Genomic DNA, 15,676 nt, shown 5'->3' on the forward strand with positions numbered 1-15,676 from the left:
AAAAGGCCAGGCAATGCCTGGCCTTTTTGCTTTTGCGGGTGACTCAAAGAATCATGCCGGCGCCGACGGTATTGTTGTTGGTTTCGTCGATCACGATGAATGCCCCGGTGCTGCGATTGTCGGCATAGGTATCGACGCACAGGGGCTGCGCAAGTTTGAAGAAGACACGGGCGATGTCGTTCATGCCAAGCCGTTCCGCAGGCATCTGTTGCAAACTGTTGATGTCCAGTCGATAACCGATGGCCTCGACGGCCGCCCGGGTTTCTCGCGTGGTCTGGCGGATCAGGTATTTGCGTTGCGGGTCAAGCGGTGCTTCACCCAGCCAGCAGAGCATGGCCTCGATTCGCCGTGTCACCAGCGCCGACTTCTGGGCGCGGACAATCATGTCGCCGCGGGACACGTCGACTTCGTCCTCCAGAAGCAGCGTGACCGACTGCTCGGCAATCGCGCGCGGAAGTGAAGTGCCGTAAATCTCGATGGCCTTGACGCGTGTTCGTTGTTCCGATGGCAACACCAGCACTTCGTCGCCAACGGCGATCTCGCCTGATTCAACGCGACCCATGAAGCCACGATAGTCGTGGAGCTTCGGGTCGCCGGCCTTCTGCGGGCGGCAGACGAACTGCACCGGGAAACGGAAAGCTTCATCGCGCTCGCTATGGGCGGTGGGCGCATTTTCGAGGATGTCGAGCAGTGTCGGACCTTGATACCAGGCGAGTCGTTCGCCGCGATCGACGATCATGTCGCCATTGAGCGCAGACAGTGGAATGAATCTGACGTCGCCGATGCCGAGTGTCGCGGCAAACTCCAGGTAGTCGCTGCGGATGCGCTCGTAGCTTGTCCGATCGTAATCCACCAGGTCCATCTTGTTGATCGCCACGATGATGTGCGGGATGCCGACCAGGTGCGCCAGGTACGAGTGCCGCCGGGTCTGGGTCAGCACTCCCTTGCGGGCGTCGATCAGGATGATCGCCAGGTTCGCCGTCGAGGCCGCGGTGACCATGTTGCGGGTGTACTGCTCGTGGCCGGGGGCGTCGGCGATGATGTACTTGCGCCGTCCGGTGCTGAAGTAGCGGTAGGCGACATCGATGGTGATGCCCTGCTCGCGTTCCGCCTGCAGGCCGTCGGTGAGCAGCGACAGGTCGACCGTCTCCAGCCCGCGCCGCTCCGAGGTACGTGTAATCGCGTGCAGGGTGTCGGCGAGAATGGTCCTGGTGTCGTAAAGCAGCCGCCCGATCAGCGTGCTCTTGCCGTCGTCAACACTGCCGCAGGTGAGGAAGCGCAGCAAACCGTTGTCGATCCCCGGCAGGTGTTCGATGGCGCTCATCAAAAGTATCCTTCCTTCTTGCGCTGTTCCATGGAGGCTTCGGAGGTCTGGTCGTCGAGGCGGGTTTCGCCGCGCTCGGTAATGGTCGTCGTTGCGGTTTCCTCGATGATGCGGGCCACCGTGTCTGCGTCGGACAGCACCGGTGCGGTGCAGGTGATGTCGCCCACGGTGCGAAAGCGCACGGTCAGTTCTTCGACGACATCGCCCGGCTGCGCCGGCGTCAGTTCGGTCACCGGCTGCAGCAGGCCGTTCTTTCGCACCACCGCGCGCGGGTGCGCGAAGTAAATCGAAGGCAGTTGCAGGTCTTCGCGTTCGATGTACTGCCACACATCGAGTTCGGTCCAGTTCGAAATGGGGAAGGCGCGGATGTTTTCGCCCTTGTGCACGCGAGCATTGAACAGGTCCCACAATTCGGGCCGCTGATTTTTCGGATCCCACTGGCCGAACTCATCACGAAAGGAAAAAATCCGTTCCTTGGCACGGGCCTTTTCCTCATCGCGACGCGCCCCGCCGATGCAGCAGTCGAAGCCGAACTCCTCGATCGCTTCGAGCAGCGTCACCGACTGATGCTTGTTGCGCGATTCACCGGGCGTCTTCAGCACGACGGTGCCGCGCTTGATCGAATCCTCGACCGAGCGCACGATCAGCCGCTCGTTCAACTGGCAGGCGCGAAAGTCACGAAAGTCGATGACTTCGCTGTAGTTGTGGCCGGTGTCGATGTTGAGCAGCGGAAACGGAAAGCGACCTGGGCGAAAGGCCTTTTCCGCCAGGCGCAGCAGCACCAGCGAATCCTTGCCACCGGAAAACAGCAGCGCGGGGTTGGCGCACTGGCCGGCAACTTCGCGCAGGATATGGATAGCCTCGGCCTCCAGCCAATCCAGGTGCGAAAGCGTGGCATGTTGCTGCAGGGCGAGTAAGCTCATGCTGCAATTTCCTGCTGCGCAACGCGTTGCAGTTTCCCACCCACCAGATGCAGGCCGCACTCCTTGGTCTCCGGGGTTTCCCACCACCAGCGGCCGGCGCGAACGTCTTCGCCGGGCTGGATGGCGCGGGTGCAGGGCGCGCAACCGATGCTGGGGTAGCCGCGGTCGTGCAGGCGGTTGTAGGGCACCTCGTTGGCGCGCAGATAAACCCAAACTTCCGCCTCGCTCCAGTCGGCCAAGGGGCTGGCCTTGACGAGATTGTTCGCCGTGTCCTGGCTGATGACTTTGAGCTTGTCGCGGGTGGTCGACTGCGCGGCGCGCAGGCCGGTGACCCAGGCGCCCTTGCCGGCCAGTGCGCGCTGCAGGGGTTCTACCTTGCGCGCATGGCAGCAGGCCTTGCGTGCTTCCACCGAGTCGTAGAAGCCATGGCTGCCGTGGGCGCGGGCGTAGGCCTCGACGGCGTCATGGCGCGGAAAGAAAATGTCCAGCTTGCGGCCGTAGTGCTTTTCCGTCTGGCGAATGAGGTCGTAGGTTTCCACCGGCAGCCGGCCGGTATCGAGCGAGAACACGCCGATGTTGATGTTCTCGCGCCAGATCAGGTCGGTCAGCACCATGTCTTCGGCGCCCAGGCTGTTGGCGAAGACCACGGGCGCGTAGTCGCGCGCGATGTTGTGCAGGAGCGCGGCGGCGCGTGTGGCCTTGTCGGCGACGACGTCGAGCAACTCGGGATTGTCCTGATCGGGCAGGGATTCTCGGATCATGATGTTCTCGTCAGGCTACGCGGCGGCGGAAAAGCGGATCGGGCTGGTCGGTGCTCGCCTGATACACCTCGGGGAAATCGTCGAAGGCAGCCAGCGCTTCTTCGGCACTGCGACCCTCGCCGATCACGAAGGCATCGAAGCCGACGCGCTTGAGGTAGAACAACTGGTCGCGGCCGATGTCGCCGAAGGCGCGCAGTTCGCCGTCGTAGCCATGGCGTTCGCGCAGCAGGCGCGCGGTGGAGAAGCCGCGGCCGTCCGCGGCCTTGGGGAAATGCACGGCGATCACCGTGAAATCGTCGATGTCATTGGCGATCTCGGCGACGTCGTCCCCGGGTGAGAGCCAGATGCCGAGCGGCGTGCCGTGTTCGTACTCGCGGGCGATCAGGCAGGACTTCTTCGCCTTCCAGACCGAGATCGGCACCAGCAGCGGGCCGACCGGCAGGCAGACGTCGAACGGCGCTTCGCCATCGACCAGGGTCACGATTTTCCACGCGTCATCCTGCAGGCGACGCTCCTTGATGATCTGTTTGTTAGCCATTTGCGACTCTCCTTGATTGATGGGGGTGGGGCTGGGTTTGGGTATATGCAGCGTGACGGAAGGGCTCTTCGCCGATACGATCGAAGGTGTCGATGAAGCGTTCGTCGGCATGACGGTGCGCGAGATAGACGCCAATCAGGCGCTCGATTGCGTCGGGCACCTCGGCGGCGGCGAAGGCGCGGCCGATCACTTCGCCGATGCGCGCGCCATTGCCCTGGCGGCCGCCCAGCGTGACCTGGTACCACTCCTCGCCGTTCTTGTCGACGCCGAGGATGCCGATCGCGCCAAGGTGATGGTGGCCGCAGGAATTCATGCAGCCGGAGATGTTGAGTTCCAGTTCGCCGATGTCATGCTGGTAGTCGAGGTCTTCGAAGCGTTCCTGGATCGCGGCAGCCAGTGGCAACGAGCGGGCATTGGCCAGGCCGCAGAAGTCGCCGCCGGGGCAGGCGATCAAGTCCTGAATCAGGCCCACGGTGGGCGATGCCAGGCGGGCCGCCTTGGCGCGATGCCAGACGGTGTAGAGCTCGCGCTGCGGCACGTTGGCGAGGATCAGGTTCTGCTCGTGCGAAACGCGGATTTCGCCGAAACTGAAACGCTCGGCCAGTTCTGCGGCCGCTTCCATCTGTTCGCTGGTCGCGTCGCCGGGCGCGGCCCCCAGCTTCTTCAGCGACAGCGTGACCGCCGCATACCCGGCGATCTTGTGCGCATGCACGTTGCATTCGACCCAGCGGGCAAAGGCCTTGTCTTCGCGCAGGTGAGCAAGGTGGCACAGATCGTCGGGTGCCAGGGTTTCGTAGTTCGGCGGGGCAAACTGCGCCGAGACGCGGGCGACTTCGGTTGCGGTCAGGGTCGCCGGGCCGTCCTGGAGATGCGACCACTCTTCTTCGACCTGGCGGGAAAATTCCTCGATACCGACGGCCTTGACCAGGATCTTGATGCGCGCCTTGTAGGCATTGTCGCGGCGGCCGTGGCGATTGAATACGCGCACCAGTGCCTCGGTGTAGCTCAGCAGATGCTGCCAGGGTAGGAACGCGCGCACCACCTGGCCCAGCAGCGGAGTGCGGCCGAGGCCGCCGCCGGCATACACCTTGAAACCGAGTTCGCCCGAGTCGTTGCGCACGAGTTGCAGGCCGAGGTCATGCACCTGGATCGCGGCGCGGTCTTGGGCGGCGCCCGAGATCGCGACCTTGAACTTGCGCGGCAGGTAAGCGAACTCGGGATGGAAAGTCGACCACTGGCGCAGCAATTCGGCCCAGGGGCGCGGGTCGGCGATCTCGTCGGCGGCGACGCCGGCAAAGTGGTCGGTGGTCACATTGCGGATGCAATTGCCCGAAGTCTGGATCGCATGCAGTTCGGCCTCGGCCAGTTCGGCAAGAATCTCCGGCACCTGCGGCAGTTGCACCCAGTTCAGTTGCAGGTTGTGGCGCGTGGTGAAGTGTCCGAAGCCGCGGTCGTAGCGGCGGGCGATGTCGGCGAACTTGCGCAGTTGCGTCGCCGAGAGCAGGCCGTAAGGCACGGCGAGCCGCAGCATGGGACCGTGACGCTGGATGTAAAGGCCGTTTTGCAGGCGTAGCGGGCGGAATTCGTCGTCGGAAAGCTTGCCGGCGAGATAGCGCTCGGTCTGACCGCGAAACTGGGCAACGCGGGCCCGGACAATGGTGTGGTCGTAGTCGTCGTAGCGGTACATGTCAATTCCTATACAAAAATCAGTTTGCCGCCGACCAGCAGCAGCACGGAGGCGAGCAGGCCGCGCAGCGCCCGTTCCGGCACCTTGGCGGCGAAGTGGGCACCGAGGGCGATGCCCGGCAGCGAGCCGATCAACAGCGATACGAGCAGCACCACGTCGACCGTGCCCAGCCACCAGTGGCCGAGGCCGGCGACCAGCGTCAGCGGCACGGCGTGGGCGATGTCGGAGCCGACGATGCGGCGTGCGGCGAGTTGCGGATAGAGGAAGGTCAGCGCCGTGACGCCCAGCGCGCCGGCACCCACCGAAGAAATCGTCACCAGTACGCCGACGGCGGCGCCGACGGCGACCGTGAGGCCGGCGACGTGACGATGGGAGAAGTCGGCGCTGGCGCTACGGCGATGCGCCAAGTCCAGCAGGCGCTGGCGAAAGATCAGCGACGCGGCGGTGAGCAGCAGGGCGACGCCGAGCACGACCGAGATCAATCCCGTGGCGCCATGATCTTTTACGCCGAGCTGCGCCAGCAGCAGCACGGTCAGGCCGGCGGCTGGAACGCTGCCCAGCGCGAGCCGGCCGGTGATCGCCCAGTCGATGTTGTCATGGCGGTGATGCACCCAGGAACCGCCGCTCTTGGTGATTGCCGCGTAGAGCAAGTCAGTGCCCACTGCGGTCGCCGGCTTGAAGCCGAACAGCAGGACCAGCAGCGGCGTCATCAGCGAGCCGCCGCCGACACCGGTCAGTCCGACCAGGAGGCCGACGGCGAAGCCGGACAGCGGAAGCAGGGGATTGAGGATGAATTCCATGATGCAGCGCATCGTAGCGATGTCTTATAGTTCTGAAAAATACTTAATTAGTATTTATATATAACCAGAAGATATAATTTGCCCGTGAAACTCCAACAGCTACGTTATCTGGTCGAAGTCGAGCGGCGCGGCTTGAACGTCTCCGCCGCGGCCGAGGCGCTATTCACGTCGCAGCCGGGTGTGTCCAAGCAGATCGGTCTGCTCGAAGAAGAGCTCGGGCTGACGATTTTCGAGCGCAGCGGCAAGCGGCTTACGGCGATAACTGCTCCCGGCCGCATCGTGCTGGCGATGGCGCAGCGCATGCTCGTCGAAGCGCAGAACATGAAGCGGGTCGGGGAGGATTTCGCCGCCGAAAGCAGCGGCACGCTATCCATTGCCACGACGCACACCCAGGCGCGCTACACCCTGCCGCCGGTGATCCAGCGTTTCGTCCGGCGCCATCCGGCAATTCGCTTGCACATCCAGCAGGGCAGCCCGCTGCAGGTGGCCGAGTGGGTCATGGACGGCAGCGTCGATCTCGGCATCGCCACCGAGGCGCTGGACCGCTATCCCGATCTTGTGACCCTGCCGTGCTTCCAGTGGGCGCACAAGGTGGTGACTCCGCGCGATCACCCCTTGCTGGCCATGCAGCCGCTGACGCTGGCGGCACTGGCCGGGTATCCGCTGATTACCTATGACGCGACCTTCACCGGCCGCTCAAGGATTGACCGGGCGTTCGAACGCCAGAATCTGCGGCCCAATGTGATGTTGACCGCCATCGATTCCGACGTGATCAAAACCTATGTGGCGCTCGGGCTGGGCGTCGGCATCATTGCCGAAATGGCCTTCGATCCGGCGCGCGACGAGGCGCTCGCCGCAATGCCGGTTTCCCATCTGTTCGAGGGCAACACGACGCGTGTCGGCTTTCGCCGCGACATCTGGCTGCGCGGCTACGAATACGACTTCATGGAACTGCTGGCGCCGCAACTGACGCGGCGCATGGTCGAGGCCACGCTGAAAGGCGAGGGCGCCGACCCCGGCCTGTGATTTCTTGCGGCGTGGGAGATTTCATTGCCGGTGAAGACGATGCTGGCGGATACCGAAGCTAGAATGGAGTCAGTCCGCGATTGCCACACATTCAAGAGAGCGAGGTTTGCCATGCCCTATACGCCTGATCTTGTCCATGAACTGAATACCCTGATCCGCTTCGATCTGGAGACCAGCCAGCATGGCATCAAGGTGCACAAGACCGCTGATCCCGAAGTGATTGCGGCCGTGAGTCGCCTGCACGCCAAGGGCTTGCTGACGCAGGTCGATGGCGGCTATCTGACCGGGCTGGGGCGGGATGCGGCCGAGGCCGCGCAGGCCTTGCTGACCATACTGACGTCGAGCTCGACCGCAACGGCAACGTCCTGACGAGCTGTCGCCTACGGATTCTCGTCCGCGGCGTCGTCTGTTTCCGGCTTGCCTTCGAGCGCGCGCAACTCCCTGAACAACTCGCGGTAAGCCCGCGGCGGCTTGCCCTGTTGTGCTTCCTTCAATGCGTTGCGGCGCAACTGCCGCAGGTGTTGCATGTCGGCATGCGGATAATCGCGGGCGACTTCGCTGAACACCGCTTCGTCTTCCATCAGGCGCGTGCGCAGCCTTTCCAGTTGGTGCTGGCGAATGTTGGCCGCTTCGGAAACACCCTTGATCTCGTCCATCGCGGCGCGCAAGGGCGCGGCATCGATATCGCGCATGATCTTGCCGATGTACTGCATCTGGCGGCGCTTGGCTTCGTGTTTGGTGAAACGCTGCGCATCGAGCAGGGCATCGCGCAAGCGTTCCGGCATCTCGATTTTCGCCAGCCGATCCTTCGATAGCGCGACCAACTCCGCGCCGAGATCCTGCAAGGCGGTCATCTCGCGCTTGAGTTGCGATTTGCTGGGGCCGGAATACGCGTCCGGTTCGTTGTAAATGTCATCCACGGCGAAGTACCCGGAGTTTGCCAAGGGGAGAGTACCCCCGGTGGGATATGATTATAGCTTCGCCAATTGAAGGGTTCCTGCATGTCCCAGGCTTTTGCTCATTCCCAGGAGGAATTGCGCGCGTTGGCGCAGACCGTTCTCGATCATGCCGCTGCCCAGGGTGCCACGGCCTGCGAGGTCGATGTCTCGGAAGGCTGCGGCCAGTCGGTCAGCGTGCGCCGACAGGACGTGGAAACCATCGAGTACAACCGCGACAAGGGGCTCGGCGTCTCGGTGTATATCGGCCAGCGGCGCGGCCATGCCAGCAGTTCCGATTTCTCGCCGGCCGCGCTGAGAGCGTCCGTCGAAGCCGCGCTGTCGATCGCGCGCTTCACTGCCGAAGATGATTGCGCCGGTTTGCCCGACGCACGACTGCTGGCGAAGCGCAGCATGGATCTCGACCTGTTTCATCCCTGGGACGTTTCCGTGGACGCTGCGATCGATATTGCGCGGCGTTGCGAACAGGCCGCCTTCGATGTCAGCCCGATGGTGAAAAACTCCGAAGGCGCCAGTGTTTCGGCGCAGTCCTCGCACTTTGTTTCCGCCAACAGCCTGGGTTTCATGGGCGGCTTTGCCACCTCGCGGCATTACATCTCCTGCTCGGTAATCGCCGGCGAGGGCGAGGACATGCAGCGCGACGACTGGTATGCCACGCGCCGCAATGCGGATGAATTTCCCGATGCGGCGCGGATCGGCGACTACGCGGCACGGCGCGCACTGTCACGCCTCGGCGCCCGCAAGCTGAAGACGCGCAAATGTCCGGTGATTTTCGAAGCGCCGCTGGCGGCGGGCCTGATCGGCAGTTTCGTGCATGCGATCTCGGGCGGCTCGCTGTACCGCAAGACGTCCTTCCTGCTTGACAGCCTCGGTCGGCAACTGTTTCCGGACTTCGTCCAGATCAGCGAGCGGCCGCATATCCGTGGCGCTTTCGCCTCGTCGCCCTTCGATGACGATGGCGTGGGGACGCATGATCGCGAAGTGGTCAGGAACGGCGTGCTGCAGGGTTACTTCCTCTCCACCTATTCGGCGCGCAAGCTCGGCATGCAGACCACCGGCAATGCCGGTGGTTCGCACAACCTGCTGGTGCAGCCGGGGCGGCACGACCTCAAGGGCTTGCTGCACGAAATGGGCACCGGCCTGCTGGTCACCGAACTGCTCGGCCAGGGCGTGAATTATGTGACCGGCGACTATTCGCGCGGCGCGGCGGGATACTGGGTGGAAAAGGGCGAGATCGCCTATCCGGTGGAAGAGATCACCATTGCCGGCAATCTGCGCGATATGCTGCGCGGCATTGTCGCCATCGGCAACGACATCGAAGTGCGCGGATCGAAGCAGGTGGGTTCGGTGCTGGTCGAGCGCATGACGATCGCCGGCAACTGATTCCAATTCGAATCGGAATGAGGCCACGCAGCATTTAAAAAGTCGGCGCTGGCGACACGGCGATCCTGCTGATCCGTGGTGCTACGGCGAGCGGGCGCTGTCCAGGTCGGCCAGATTCCGTTCGTCGACATAGATTCTGGCTGCTTCGCCGGCTTCGCTCGCGAAGCAGCTGACAATCACGTTGCTGCGCTCGGCTGCTTTCCACAGCACTTCGACGGCGCAGCGGCCGTAGGCACTCTCGATGGTGGCCAGCAGGTTGCGCGCGTAGGGGCTGGCGAGCTTGCCGTCGAGAATCAGGTTGGCCAGCATCACGCCGCCGGGCTTCAGCGCATGCCGCGTATCGCGCCAGAATTCGCGTGTCACCAGATGGCCGGGAATCGAGGTGCGTGCGCTATAGACATCCACCACCACGGCGTCGAAGCGGCGTGCGGTTTCGATCACGAAACGGCGCGCGTCGGTCGCGACGAATTCGCCGCGCGCGGGTTCGCGCAGGAAATCCCGCTCGGCGATGGCGCGGATTGCCGGGTCGATGTCCACATAGGTGTAGCGGTTGGCGGGCTCGCGGTGCGACAGCGTGAATCCACCGGCACCCAGCACCAGGATGTCGCGATCGCGGAATCCGAGATCATCGAGCAGGACCTGTCGCAGATGCTGCACGTAGCGGGTATGGCGGGGTGGTTCGCTGCTGTCGATCAGCGACGCCACCTGGTTGTTCACGCGGAAGACGCGGGGCGACTGCATGCCTTCGCGCGCGACGGCTTCCACCTCGTAGTCGGCATAGGCCGTGTCGGCGCGCTGCCGGTCATCGAGATTGGCGGCGATGCCGAGCCCGGCCACGGCAACCAGCAGTGCCGCCGCCAGCGGCCGGGGGCGCTGCACCAGCACCGCGCCGCCGACCAGCATCAGCGCGCCGAGCAGCACGGCGGCCCAGACGCCGAACAACTGCATGACGCCGAGCGAGAGCGTGACCGAGCCGAGAAAGGAGCCGAGCGTAGACCAGTAGAGCGCGCGTCCGGCGGCTTCGCCGCTGCGCTGTGCGCGCATCAGGTTGGTCAGGATCGGCACCGTCTGTCCCAGCAGCCAGGCCAGGGGACACAGGATGGCGCCGACAAAAATCAGGTAGGCCATCACCGCCGATGTTCCGGCGAAGATGGCGCTGACGCTGCCGCCGGCCAGGCCGGCGCCCATCAGTGCCGCCGAGATGAGGAAGTTGCGCGCCACCACCGCGCGGTAATCCGCCGCGACGCGGCTGCCCGAGTGGTAGCCGAGCGCGAGGGCGAGCAGGAACAGGCCGATGGTCGGCGCCGTGATCACGATGGAACTGCCGACATGCGGGATCAGCCGGCGCAAGGCGATGATTTCGGCGCCGAGCGAGCAGTAGCCCTCGATGAAAACAATGGTGAACAGCAAGCGTGGATGCATGGCGGCAAGGCGAGTCGCGGGGATTGCGACTTTACCCCAGAGAGTCGGCGCTGATGAGGCAACTGCGCTACAAGGCGGTCGAGCAAGAAACGCTCTCCTCGCCGTAGCGGATGGCGGTACGGCGATGCGCGTCCGGTGGATGATTTTCGTTGCCGAAGATCGTGCGTCCAGGCCCCGAAAAAATTTACAGGGTCGCCGTGGCAACGTACCATGCGGCGAAGAGTCACTCGGTGGTAATCGTGGCACCTGAAGACAAATTCATCTCGTGGAGCGAGAACGGCGAGACTTGCTCCGCCCGCTGGCATTCGGAGGGCGGCACGCCGCCGCCGAAGCGGGTGGTCGTTGCCGATGATCGCATCACCGCCGACGCGGCTTACCGCCTGGCATGCGAAGGCACGGCCTTGTTGTGGCGCGGCGATTTCCAGAACGCCCGCCAGTTGCTGCAGGCCATGGCGCGGCGCCTCGACCGCAAGCCGCGCAAGGCCACGGCGACGACAGCGGCCGCCGCCGAGGCCTTTCATCTGTATCGACAGTCCCAGTCGCAGCGGGCCCGCACCCTGGGCATGCTGCTGCTGCCATTCGACGACGATTACCGGGTGCCGTTGCGCCGGGCGCCCGACGTGAGCCAAGCTTGCGTCGAGGCCTATGGCGCCGCTGCCGGCCCGCTCGTCGCATCGCTGCGTGAATTGCTGGGACTGATCGGCGCGCACGAGTGGCGCAAGAAAGGCGTCGAGATTCCCGCGCTGGGCGAACGCATCCATCCGCACTACGGCGTTTTCGCACCGGTGCGCGGCGAATACGTCGACCTGGTCGCCGCCGCACCTTTGCCGGCGGGATGCGCTCAGGCTTTCGACATCGGCACCGGCACCGGCGTCCTGGCCGCGGTGCTGGCGCAGCGGGGTATCGCGCACGTCGTCGCCACCGACCAGGATCCGCGCGCGCTGGCCTGCGCCACCGAGAACATCGAACGGCTGGGGTTGGCGGCGCAGGTGGAGGTGGTGGCTGCCGACATGTTCCCGCCGGGGCGTGCGTCCCTGGTCGTGTGCAACCCGCCCTGGGTGCCGGCCCGCGCCGGTTCGCCGCTCGAACGCGCGGTGTATGACCCCGACAGTCGCATGCTGACGGGATTCATCAGGGGTCTCGCCGCGCATCTGGAACCGGGCGGTGAGGGCTGGCTGGTGCTGTCCGACCTCGCCGAGCATCTGGGATTGCGCTCGCGCACCGAACTCCTGGCGGCTTTCGACGCAGCCGGTTTGCGGGTGGTCGGGCGAATGGATGCCAAGCCGACCCATCCGCGGGCAACGGACGCCACCGATCCGCTGCATGCCGCACGCGCGGCTGAACTGACTTCCCTCTGGCGCCTGGGGGCGCGCTGACGGATGCGAGGCACGCGGGAAGTCGCCGGGGTGCGGGGGAACGTCGTATATGATTTGCCAAATTGCCCAGGCAAGAAACCATGACTCTCCGAGACAGGATGCAAGCATTCCCACGCAAGTTCTGGCCGACGCTGGCCATGTTTCTTGCGCTTGCCGTTACTTTTGTGGTTTACGTCGATTCTGAAAAGCATATCGACCGCGCCAATGAATTGCGGCATCTTTCCTTGTTGCGGGCAGGCCAATTGCGGCAGTCGTCATACGATCTGACGCAGATGGCCAGAAGCTATGTGGTGACCGGTGAGCCGCTCTACAAAAAGTACTATCAGGACATTCTGGACATTCGCGACGGCAAGAAGTCGCGACCGCCGGGCTACCTGTATTCCTACTGGGACATGGTGCTGGCTGGCACCCAATCGCCCCCGGCTACCGAGGGGGAAGCCATCCCCCTGCTGGACCTGATGCGCCAGACCGGATTCACCGAGGAGGAACTGCGCCATCTGGCATTGGCCAAGGCAAATTCCGATGCCTTGGCCGCTATCGAATTCGAAGCCATGAAGCTGGTCGAAAGCGCCGGACCGGATGCCGCAGCCAACCGATCCAGGGCGCTGCAGATGATGCACGATGCCGCCTACCTTCAAGCCAAGGCGGCCATCGTGAGACCGATCAATGAAGCCTACAAGTTGATGGACCAGCGTACCGTTGACCGGATTCGTTCGGCCGAACGCCAGGCTGTCATGTTCCGGATCATGTTCATCGCCTGCGTTTTCGGAGCGCTGCTGGTGCTTTGGCAGGCGTATGTCGCCTTGCGAAAAATCCTGGGAGGGTCCGCGGACGAGGTACGCGCGCAAATGCGCAGGATCGGGCAGGGGGATTTGTCGTCGATCATAGCGATCACACCCGGCATGGAAGACACTGTACTGGCCGATTTGTTGGCCATGCAGGTCCGGTTGAAGACCATCGAGGCCGAGCGTGAAGCGGCTGCTCATGTGCTGCGGCAGTCTGAGCGGAGATTCTCCACGGCTTTCAGTTCGTGCCCCATTGCGGCGTCGATTGCCACGGTAGAGGGTGGCCGTTTCATCGAGGCAAACGATAATTATGAGCGGGATTTCGGCTGGCCCCGAGTCGATCTGATCGGCAAGACTTCAGTGGAAGTAGGCATCTGGCCGGATTCGGCGACGCGACAGCAATGGGTAAATGCACTCACCCGCGAAGGCCGGTTGGTCGATTTTGAAACCAGCTGGATGCACAAGAATGGGCAGCGACGGAATGTCAGCATTTCGGCAGAGATTACCCAGCTGGATGGAAAGGCCTGCATCCTGGCCTACTCCGCGGACATCACTCCCCGAAAGCAGGTGGAGCAGGCCCTGATAGCCAACAGAACGCGCCTGCGCGCAGTGCTGGATGGCGTTCAGAACGGGGTAATCACGATCACCGAGAGCGGCGTCATCGAATCCTTGAACCAGTCTGCGCAACAGATGTTTGGCTACGGCGCGGACGAAGTGGAGGGCAAGAACGTCAGCATGTTGATGCCTGAACCCTACAGCGCAGCGCATGATGGCTACCTCGAGAGTTATCGGCGCAGCGGCATCAAGAAGATCATTGGCCGAAGAACCGAGGTCATCGCCCGGCACAAGGATGGCTCGACTTTCCCGATCGAGCTGGGTGTGACTGAAACCTGGCTGAATGACGAGAGGATATTCATCGGCAGCATCAGCGACATCAGCTTTCGCAGGAAAGCCGAGGCCGAGCTTCGCATCGCTGCCACCGCCTTCGAGTCGCGGGAAGGCACCATCGTTACTGATGCCAATGGCGTGATTCTGAGAGTCAATCAGGCTTTTGTCGATAGTACCGGCTATTCGGCGGAAGAAGTCATCGGCCAGACACCGAAAATTCTCAAATCGGGTCGACACGATGCAGCGTTCTATGCAGCGATGTGGGATTGCATCGGCAGGACCGGAACATGGCAGGGCGAAATCTGGGATCGACGCAAAAATGGCGAGATCTATCTGAAGTGGCTCACCATCTCCGCGGTAAGGGGGGAAGAAGGGAGCATTACCCACTATGTGAGTACGCATCACGACATTACCGAGCGCAAGAAGGCAGAAGAGAGAATCCAGGAACTGGCTTTTTTCGACTCCCTTACCCACTTGCCCAATCGCACGCTGCTGATGGATCGCCTGAAACAGGCCATGACTGTCGGCAACCGCAACAGCAGCTTTGGCGCCGTGCTGTTCATCGACCTCGATCATTTCAAGACGCTGAACGACACGCTCGGCCACGACAAGGGCGATCTGTTGCTGCTGCAGGTTGCGCAACGTCTTTCTTCCAGCGTGCGAGAGGGCGACACGGTGGCGCGGCTGGGGGGCGATGAATTCGTGGTGGTGCTGGGGAACCTGAACAAGACCTCGCAGGAGGCGGCCAGCCAGACTGAAGCCGTGGGTGAAAAGATTCTCGCTGTTCTCGGCAAGTTGTATCAGCTCGGCGATATCGATTATCGCAGCTCGGCAAGCATAGGCGCGACGCTGTTTCGCGGGCATGAGACGTCCATCGACGACTTGTTGAAACAGGCCGACCTGGCCATGTACAAGTCCAAGGCCACGGGGCGCAATGCGCTGCATTTCTTCGATCCCGCCATGCAGACGGTGGTGATTGAGCGCGCCGCCCTTGAGGTCGGTCTGCGCAGGGCCATCGAGGGGCAGCAGCTGGTGCTTCACTATCAGGCCCAGGTAGTTGGGGATGGTCAGGTCATGGGCGCGGAAGCGCTGGTTCGCTGGCAGCATCCCGAGCGCGGCATGATATCGCCCGCCGAGTTCATCCCACTCGCCGAGGAAACCGGGCTGATACTGCCTTTGGGTGAATGGGTGCTGGATACCGTCTGCTCCCAGCTCGCCTCATGGGCAGCGCAGACCGGCATGGCCCATCTCACGGTGGCCGTCAATGTCAGCGCCCAGCAGTTCCGGGATTCTGACTTTGTCCATAAGGTCTTGGCGATCCTCAATAAAAGGGGCGCCAACCCGAGCCGGCTCAAGCTGGAGTTGACCGAGAGCCTGCTGGTGGACAACGTCGAGGACATCATCGAAAAAATGTTTGCGTTGAAAGCCAAGGGGGTCGGTTTCGCGCTCGATGACTTCGGCACCGGGTATTCCTCGTTGTCCTACCTGAAGCGCCTGCCGCTGGACCAGCTGAAGATCGACCAGTCGTTCGTGCGCGACATTCTGGTCGATCCCAACGACGCGGCAATCGCCAGAACCGTCGTGGCACTGGCACAAAGCTTGGGGCTGGGGGTAATCGCCGAGGGCGTCGAGACCGAGGCACAGCGCGCCTTGCTGGCCAGCTCGGGTTGTCATGTCTATCAGGGCTATTTCTTCAGCCGGCCGTTGCCGCTGGCGAGTTTCGAGGAGTTTGTGCGGCGCGGTTGAATGTGTGACGGCTGCCGCAAATGTCGTCGGCTGAGCGATTTTGCTTGTTTGCCCTAAGGTT

General features: G+C 63.2%; 13 protein-coding genes. 5 read left to right on the top strand and 8 right to left on the bottom strand.

The window, feature by feature from the left end; genetic code table 11:
* Positions 1–43 precede the first annotated feature (43 nt).
* The 6 genes from cysN to SUTH_RS03440 are packed head-to-tail and all read right to left on the bottom strand — an operon-like array spanning position 44 to position 6,033.
* Positions 44–1,324 (bottom strand): sulfate adenylyltransferase subunit CysN, encoded by a 1,281-nt coding sequence (cysN, locus tag SUTH_RS03415; RefSeq protein ID WP_041097099.1) that lies wholly within the window; start codon positions 1,322–1,324, stop codon positions 44–46.
* On the bottom strand, positions 1,324–2,247 hold the full coding sequence (cysD, locus tag SUTH_RS03420; RefSeq protein ID WP_041097101.1) for a sulfate adenylyltransferase subunit CysD: 924 nt from the start codon (positions 2,245–2,247) through the stop codon (positions 1,324–1,326). Before cysD ends, cysN begins: the two co-directional genes overlap by 1 nt.
* The gene (locus SUTH_RS03425; RefSeq protein WP_052473159.1) at positions 2,244–3,008 is read right to left on the bottom strand and encodes a phosphoadenylyl-sulfate reductase; all 765 of its coding nucleotides are present in this window, start codon (positions 3,006–3,008) and stop codon (positions 2,244–2,246) included. The genes cysD and SUTH_RS03425 overlap by 4 nt, the downstream gene beginning before the upstream one ends.
* Before the next feature lie 10 nt (positions 3,009–3,018).
* On the bottom strand, positions 3,019–3,546 hold the full coding sequence (locus SUTH_RS03430) for a DUF934 domain-containing protein (protein WP_041097103.1): 528 nt from the start codon (positions 3,544–3,546) through the stop codon (positions 3,019–3,021).
* Complete coding sequence (locus tag SUTH_RS03435) at positions 3,539–5,233, bottom strand: nitrite/sulfite reductase (protein ID WP_041097105.1); 1,695 nt, start codon at positions 5,231–5,233, stop codon at positions 3,539–3,541. Before SUTH_RS03435 ends, SUTH_RS03430 begins: the two co-directional genes overlap by 8 nt.
* An 8-nt stretch (positions 5,234–5,241) precedes the next feature.
* Positions 5,242–6,033, bottom strand: a complete 792-nt coding sequence (locus SUTH_RS03440) for a sulfite exporter TauE/SafE family protein (RefSeq protein ID WP_041101575.1) — start codon at positions 6,031–6,033, stop codon at positions 5,242–5,244.
* A gap of 84 nt (positions 6,034–6,117) precedes the next feature.
* Here SUTH_RS03440 and SUTH_RS03445 point away from each other — a divergent pair, with 84 nt between their 5' ends.
* Positions 6,118–7,059, top strand: coding sequence for a CysB family HTH-type transcriptional regulator (locus SUTH_RS03445; protein ID WP_041097108.1), 942 nt, complete (start codon positions 6,118–6,120; stop codon positions 7,057–7,059).
* 111 nt (positions 7,060–7,170) lie between these two features.
* Entirely contained in the window at positions 7,171–7,428 is a 258-nt protein-coding gene (locus SUTH_RS03450) for a TIGR02647 family protein (RefSeq protein WP_041097110.1), read from the top strand.
* Positions 7,429–7,439: 11 nt separating this feature from the next.
* Here SUTH_RS03450 and yjgA read toward each other — a convergent pair whose 3' ends face one another.
* Complete coding sequence (gene yjgA, locus SUTH_RS03455) at positions 7,440–7,979, bottom strand: ribosome biogenesis factor YjgA (RefSeq protein ID WP_052473804.1); 540 nt, start codon at positions 7,977–7,979, stop codon at positions 7,440–7,442.
* 81 nt (positions 7,980–8,060) lie between these two features.
* On the opposite strand from yjgA, the gene pmbA reads away from it, so the two are divergent.
* Positions 8,061–9,398, top strand: coding sequence for a metalloprotease PmbA (gene pmbA / locus SUTH_RS03460; RefSeq protein ID WP_041097114.1), 1,338 nt, complete (start codon positions 8,061–8,063; stop codon positions 9,396–9,398).
* Positions 9,399–9,479: 81 nt separating this feature from the next.
* Here the strand turns inward: pmbA and SUTH_RS03465 are convergent, their stop codons facing one another.
* Positions 9,480–10,820 (bottom strand): fused MFS/spermidine synthase, encoded by a 1,341-nt coding sequence (locus tag SUTH_RS03465; protein WP_041097116.1) that lies wholly within the window; start codon positions 10,818–10,820, stop codon positions 9,480–9,482.
* Between the two features lie 260 nt (positions 10,821–11,080).
* Here SUTH_RS03465 and SUTH_RS03470 point away from each other — a divergent pair, with 260 nt between their 5' ends.
* Both SUTH_RS03470 and SUTH_RS03475 read left to right on the top strand, forming a co-directional pair.
* Positions 11,081–12,196, top strand: a complete 1,116-nt coding sequence (locus tag SUTH_RS03470; RefSeq protein ID WP_052473806.1) for a methyltransferase — start codon at positions 11,081–11,083, stop codon at positions 12,194–12,196.
* Positions 12,197–12,276: 80 nt separating this feature from the next.
* Complete coding sequence (locus SUTH_RS03475) at positions 12,277–15,615, top strand: sensor domain-containing protein (RefSeq protein WP_197539643.1); 3,339 nt, start codon at positions 12,277–12,279, stop codon at positions 15,613–15,615.
* Positions 15,616–15,676: the final 61 nt, after the last annotated feature.

The sequence above is a fragment of the Sulfuritalea hydrogenivorans sk43H genome, assembly GCF_000828635.1.
Lineage (GTDB): Bacteria > Pseudomonadota > Gammaproteobacteria > Burkholderiales > Rhodocyclaceae > Sulfuritalea > Sulfuritalea hydrogenivorans.